This is a genomic window from Mesorhizobium sp. (assembly GCF_041661565.1).
In the GTDB taxonomy this organism is placed as follows: Bacteria; Pseudomonadota; Alphaproteobacteria; order Rhizobiales; family Rhizobiaceae; genus Mesorhizobium.
The window spans coordinates 1-6,355 of sequence record NZ_JBAZUD010000205.1; the positions used below are offsets into that span (position 1 = coordinate 1).

General features: G+C 60.9%; 5 protein-coding genes. 4 read left to right on the forward strand and 1 reads right to left on the reverse strand.

The window, feature by feature from the left end; genetic code table 11:
• Positions 1-328 precede the first annotated feature (328 nt).
• Positions 329-1,513, reverse strand: a complete 1,185-nt coding sequence (locus tag WC739_RS23875; protein ID WP_372955459.1) for a cystathionine beta-lyase — start codon at positions 1,511-1,513, stop codon at positions 329-331.
• 548 nt (positions 1,514-2,061) lie between these two features.
• On the opposite strand from WC739_RS23875, the gene WC739_RS23880 reads away from it, so the two are divergent.
• From WC739_RS23880 to WC739_RS23895, 4 genes are all read left to right on the forward strand, one after another.
• A complete protein-coding gene (locus tag WC739_RS23880) occupies positions 2,062-3,090 on the forward strand; it encodes an amino acid ABC transporter substrate-binding protein (RefSeq protein WP_372955460.1) in 1,029 nt (342 codons plus the stop codon).
• Positions 3,091-3,153: 63 nt separating this feature from the next.
• Complete coding sequence (locus WC739_RS23885) at positions 3,154-4,341, forward strand: amino acid ABC transporter permease (protein WP_372955461.1); 1,188 nt, start codon at positions 3,154-3,156, stop codon at positions 4,339-4,341.
• Positions 4,342-4,345: 4 nt separating this feature from the next.
• Entirely contained in the window at positions 4,346-5,503 is a 1,158-nt protein-coding gene (locus WC739_RS23890) for an amino acid ABC transporter permease (RefSeq protein ID WP_372955462.1), read from the forward strand.
• 137 nt (positions 5,504-5,640) lie between these two features.
• On the forward strand, positions 5,641-6,355 hold a 715-nt coding region (locus WC739_RS23895), incomplete at its 3' end, for an amino acid ABC transporter ATP-binding protein (RefSeq protein WP_372955463.1).

A 6,355-nucleotide genomic window follows, 5' to 3' on the forward strand; every position in this document is an offset into this window, starting at 1 on the left:
GCCGATCAGGCCGGTAAGGGCGATGCCGATCATCGCGCCGATGCAGGCGATGACACGTTCGCGCGGCGTGGCGCCGGCAAGGATGGGAACGAAGAGGCGAAAGGCCATGAAGTCGGTAACTCTGCCGGTCATCCAGGGGGAGGGAGAAATCGTGCTGATCCCCGCAATGACGCGACGAGGGCGAATTTGAAAGCCAAACCGATCCCGCAAACCAAGGTTTGAAGGAATGGAATTCCACGCCGCCTTATGTTCCCGCACGGCAGCGCCGGTTTACGAGCCCCCGGAAGTGCTTGACGGGACTTCCAAGTCGGTTCCGCCCATTAGTCGTTCAGGCGGACGCGGCAGCGCCCAGGCCGCGCATGAGGTCGGCCTTCAGGTCCGCGACGTCTTCGAGACCGATCTGCAAGCGAATCAGCGGCCCGTCATGGGAGGTTTTTGCAATGACGCGGTCGCCGATCCAGACCGGCACCGCGAGGCTCTCATATCCGCCCCAGGAGTAGCCGAGCCCAAAGATCCGTAATGCATCGAGGAAGGCGTGCTGCTGCTTTTGGCCGCCGCCGGCCAGCACGATCGAGAAAATGCCGCTCGACCCACAGAAGTCGCGCTTCCACAGGCCGTGGTCCGGATGGCTGGGCAGCGCCGGGTGCAGTACGCGCGCAACGCCGTTCTGGTCCTCCAGCCAGGAGGCGATATCGAGGGCGCTGCGTTGGTGATGATCGAGCCGCACGCCCATGGTGCGCAGGCCGCGCAGCACCTGGTAGACGTCGTCAGGCCCCGCACAGCAGCCAAGGGTGCAGAAGCTTTCGAAGAGATGGCCCCAGCAGTTCTCATTGGCCGAGACCGTGCCCAGCAGCACGTCGGAATGGCCCGCCGGATATTTCGTCGCGGCATGGATCGATATGTCCACGCCATGGTCGAGCGGGCGGAAATAAAGCGGCGTTGCCCACGTATTGTCCATCATCACGATGGCGCCTGCGGCGTGCGCCGCCTTGGCGATGGCGGGAATGTCCTGCACTTCGAACGTGTTCGACGCCGGCGATTCCGTGAACACCACCTTGGTGTTGGGCTTGATCAGCCGGGCGATGCCGGCGCCGATATGCGGATCATAATACTCCACCTGGACGCCCAGCCGCTTCAGCATGGTGTCGGCGAAGTTGCGGGTCGGATGATAGACGGAATCGACTATCAGCAGATGATCGCCCGCCGATACGAAGGCGAGCAGCGGAACCGTCACCGCAGCGAGGCCGGAAGGCACCACGATCGTGCCGGCAGAGCCCTCCAGCGCGTCGATGGCCTGGGCGAGGGCGTCTGTCGTGGGTGTGCCGCGCGTGCCGTAAGTGTATTTCTGGTCACGTGCCACCATCGAAGCCGCGTCACGAAAAAGCACGGTCGAGGCGTGGACCACCGGCGGATTGACGAAGCCGAAATAATCATGCGGCTTGTTGCCTGAATGGGCCAGCCGCGTGTTGATGCCCATCGCGCCGCTGACCTGCTCGTTGCCGTCTTTCGCCATTCGTCATCGCCCTGTTTGCTAAGGCTTTAGGCATAGTGCGGCGACATGGGCCGCGCAACAGCCGGGCTTCGACAGCAATGAACTTCGAATGTGCCAGGTTTTGCCGGCAGGGACCGGCTGCGCTGAAGATGGAAGGTCGGCCGTGGCCCGCGCGTATCGGGTCCGGCGATGTGCCGAACAGCGCAGGAGCACGCGGCCAGTTCAGCAAATCGAGAAAAAAAGCGGTAACGTAGAGTAATGCAGATCGAAGGATTTCTCGGTCGCAGCGCAGTGTGACTGAATGGGGCTTGCCGACTTTATTTGCGATGCTGACTAAAACATGGGCGCGTTTGTCCGCAATTCAGGCATTTGCCAGAACCAGTTTTCAAACTCTTTCGGTTTCGGTCATTTCCCTTGACCTCCCGGGAATTATCGCCTTCGATGACATTTGTGAATGGGAGGCGGCTCGTCGGTTACGATGCGCGTTCCGGGAGTGGGCCGGGATGGAACTGCGTTCACACGGGAAAAAGATCAGGGTTTGCCTGAAAACAGAAAAGGGTCTGTGGGTCATGAAACATATTGCTATTGGCATTCTGAGTGCCGCCACGCTTGGTTTGATGGCGTCTGCCGCCTCGGCGACCACGCTCGATACCGTCAAGGCGAAGGGCTTCATCCAGTGCGGTGTCTCCACCGGCCTTGCCGGCTTCTCGGCGCCGGACGACAAGGGCGACTGGCAGGGCATCGACGCGGATTTCTGCCGCGCTGTCGCGGCCGCCGTGTTTGGTGACGGCACCAAGGTCAAGTTCACGCCTCTCAGCGCCAAGGAGCGTTTCACCGCGCTGCAGTCCGGCGAGGTCGACATCCTGTCGCGTAACACCACCTGGACCATTAACCGCGACACCGCGCTCGGCCTGAACTTCATCGGCGTTACCTATTATGACGGCCAGGGTTTCATGATCAACGCCAAGAAGCTGCCCGGCGTCAATTCGGCGCTTCAGCTCTCCGGCGCCGCCGTCTGCGTGCAAAGCGGCACGACCACCGAGCTCAACCTCGCCGACTATTTCAAGGCGAACAAGATGGAATACAACCCGGTCGTCTTCGAGAAGCTCGAGGAGGTCAACGCCGCCTATGACGCCGGCCGCTGCGACGTCTACACCACCGACCAGTCGGGCCTTTACGGCATCCGGCTGACGCTGGCGGCGCCCGCCGACCATGTCGTGCTGCCCGAGATCATTTCGAAGGAGCCGCTCGGACCCGCCGTGCGCCAAGGCGACGATCAGTGGTACCATATCGTCAAGTGGACCTATTTCGCGTTGCTGCAGGCTGAAGAGCTTGGCATCACCAAGGCCAATATCGATGAAATGAAGAACTCCCCCAGCCCGGAGATCAAGCGCGTCCTCGGCCAGGAAGCCGATACCAAGATCGGCACCGACCTCGGCGTCTCCAATGACTGGGTCGTCAACATCGTCAAGGCCGTCGGCAATTATGGCGAGATGTTCGAGCGCAATGTCGGTTCTGGCAGCCCGCTGAAGATCGCCCGCGGCATCAATGCGCTGTGGACCAAGGGCGGCCTGCAATACGCTCCGCCGATCCGCTGATCGAAATGTGATCCGGGAGGCAGATCGTCTGCCTCCCGGTTTCTCTTTCCAGGGGACGGTCGAATGGCATCGCAGGAAGTTCTTCGCGAGGAGCCAAGTCGCGCTTCTCTCATCAACGATCCGACAGTCCGCGGCATATTCTATCAGTGCCTGGTCGTTGCCTTGCTGGTGTCGGGTGTCTGGTGGATCGTCCACAACACCATCGTCAATCTGACGAACCTGCACATTGCCTCCGGCTTCACATTCCTGAGGGGCCGTGCCGGCTTCGACATTTCCGATACGGCGATCGCTTACACATCGGACTCCACCTATGGCCGGGCCATCATCGTCGGCTTGATCAACACGTTGATCGTCGCCTTTGTCGGCATCATCACCGCCACGATCATCGGCTTCATCATCGGCATCGGCCGGCTGTCGAAAAACTGGCTCATCCAGAAGATCTGCACCGTCTATGTCGAGGTGTTCCGCAACATCCCGCCGCTGCTGGTCATCTTCTTCTGGTATTCGGGCGTGCTGGCGGTGCTGCCGGCTCCGCGCGACAGCATAAACCTGCCATTCGGATCGTTCCTCAACCAGCGCGGCTTCTACTTTCCGCGTGCGGTGTGGGGCGATGGCTCCTGGCTGATCCTGGTCGGTCTGCTTGTCGGCATCGCCATGGCGTGGTTCGTCGCCCGCAAGGCGCATCAGCGGCAGATGGCGACGGGCCAGCAATTTCCGGTGTTCTGGACATCGCTGGGCCTGATTGTCGGGTTGCCGCTGCTCGCCTATGTACTGAGCGGCTTCCCGCTGAGCTTCGATTTTCCGAAACAGTCGACCTTCAACCTGACCGGCGGTTTCGCAGTGAAGCCGGAATTCCTGTCGCTGTATCTCGCACTGTCGTTTTATACCGCCGCCTTCATCTCCGAGATCGTGCGCGCCGGCATTCGCGGCGTCGCCAAGGGCCAGAGCGAGGCATCGGCGGCTCTTGGCCTGCGTTCGGGCCAGGCCTTGCGGCTGGTGGTCGTGCCGCAGGCGATGCGCATTGTAATCCCGCCGTTGGCCAGCCAGTATCTCAACCTGACCAAGAACTCCTCGCTCGCCATCGCCATCGGCTATCCCGATTTGACGGCGACGACCGGCACGGTACTCAACCAGACCGGCCAGGCGGTTGAATGCGTGGTCATCATGATGGTGATCTATCTGGCCATCAGCATCCTGACCTCGCTGCTGATGAACTGGTTCAACGCCAAAGTGGCGCTGGTGGAGAGGTAAGGACATGCAAGAACATGATATGTCCTGGGTACGCACCGAGATGATGCTGGCGCAGCCGGCGCCAGCCGGCGTCACCGGCCTCGGCGCGTGGGTGCGACGGAACCTGATCGCCTCGGTTGGCGATACCATAATGACGATAATCGGCATCGCCCTGGTGGCGATGATCCTTCCGCAGATCATCAACTGGGCCTTCATCGACGCTGTATGGACGGGGCCTGACAGGACCGTCTGCGCCACGGTGACTCAAGGCGGAATTCAGCCGGACGGCTGGTCCGGCGCCTGCTGGGCTTTCGTCAACGCCAAGTTCGGCCAGTTCATGTTCGGAACCTATCCGATCGAGGAGCGCTGGCGGCCGATCCTGGTTGGCATCTTGCTGGTGGTCCTCATGGTGCCGATGCTGATGCCGAGCGTGCCGCGCAAGGGCCTCAACGCCCTACTGCTGATTGTCGGTCTGCCTGTCGTGTCATTCTTCCTGCTGGTGGGCGGCGTGTTTGGTCTTGAACATGTCGAAACCGCGCGCTGGGGCGGCTTGCTGGTGACGCTGTCGCTGTCTTTCGTCGCCATCGTCGTGTCGCTGCCGCTCGGCATCGTGCTGGCGCTTGGCCGGCGCTCCAGGATGCCGGTCGTCAAGATGCTGTGCGTCATCTTCATCGAAGCCGTGCGCGGCATTCCGCTGATCACGGTGCTGTTCATGGCCAGCGTCATGCTGCCGCTGTTCCTGCCGCCGGGCGTTACCTTCGACAAATATCTGCGCGCGCTGATCGGCGTGTCTCTCTTTGCCGCCGCCTATATGGCCGAGGTGGTGCGTGGCGGCCTGCAGGCGATCCCCAAGGGTCAATATGAGGGGGCTGATTCGCTCGGCCTCGGCTATTGGCAGAAGATGTATTTCATCGTCATGCCGCAGGCCCTCAAGCTGGTCATTCCGGGTATCGTCAACACCTTTATAGGCATGTTCAAGGACACCAGCCTGGTGACCATCATCTCGATGTTCGACCTGCTGGGCATCGTCAAGCAGAACTTTTCCGACGCCAACTGGGCAACCGCGCAGACGGCCAAGTCGGGACTGATCTTCGCCGCCTTCGTCTTCTGGCTGTTCTGCTTCGGCATGTCGCGCTATTCCATGTACACGGAACGCCGGCTCGACACCGGCCACAAACGCTGATGCATGTCGCCCAAAAGTGTGTTGCGGTTTTGGGATAACGACATGCATTATAACCAAAGATAAAAGAACAAGGGGACCCCGTCATGGCCACCGAAAACGCCGTCAGCGCCGAAGAGATCAAGGTCAACGCCGCCAAGATGCAGATCTCGACCACCGATGTTGCCATCGACATCATCGCCATGCACAAATGGTACGGCGAATTCCATGTGCTGAAGGACATCAATCTGAAGGTGATGCGCGGCGAGCGAATCGTCATCTGCGGCCCGTCGGGCTCGGGCAAATCGACGATGATCCGCTGCATCAACCGGCTGGAAGAGCACCAGAAGGGGAAGATCATCGTCGACGGCAAGGAGCTGACCAACGATCTGAAGAAGATCGACGAGGTGCGCCGCGAGGTCGGCATGGTGTTCCAGCACTTCAACCTGTTTCCGCATCTCACCATCCTCGAAAACTGCACGCTGGCACCGATCTGGGTGCGCAAGACGCCGAAGAAGCAGGCCGAGGAAATCGCCATGCACTTCCTCAAGCGCGTCAAGATTCCCGAGCAGGCCAACAAGTATCCGGGGCAGCTCTCGGGCGGCCAGCAGCAGCGCGTGGCGATCGCCCGCTCGCTATGCATGAACCCGCGCATCATGCTGTTCGATGAGCCGACCTCCGCGCTCGATCCGGAAATGATCAAGGAAGTGCTGGAAACGATGGTCGGGCTGGCCGAGGAAGGCATGACCATGCTGTGCGTGACCCATGAAATGGGCTTCGCGCGCAAGGTCGCCAACCGGGTGATCTTCATGGATCAGGGCCAGATCGTCGAGCAGAACACGCCGGCCGAGTTCTTCGACCATCCGCGCCATGAGC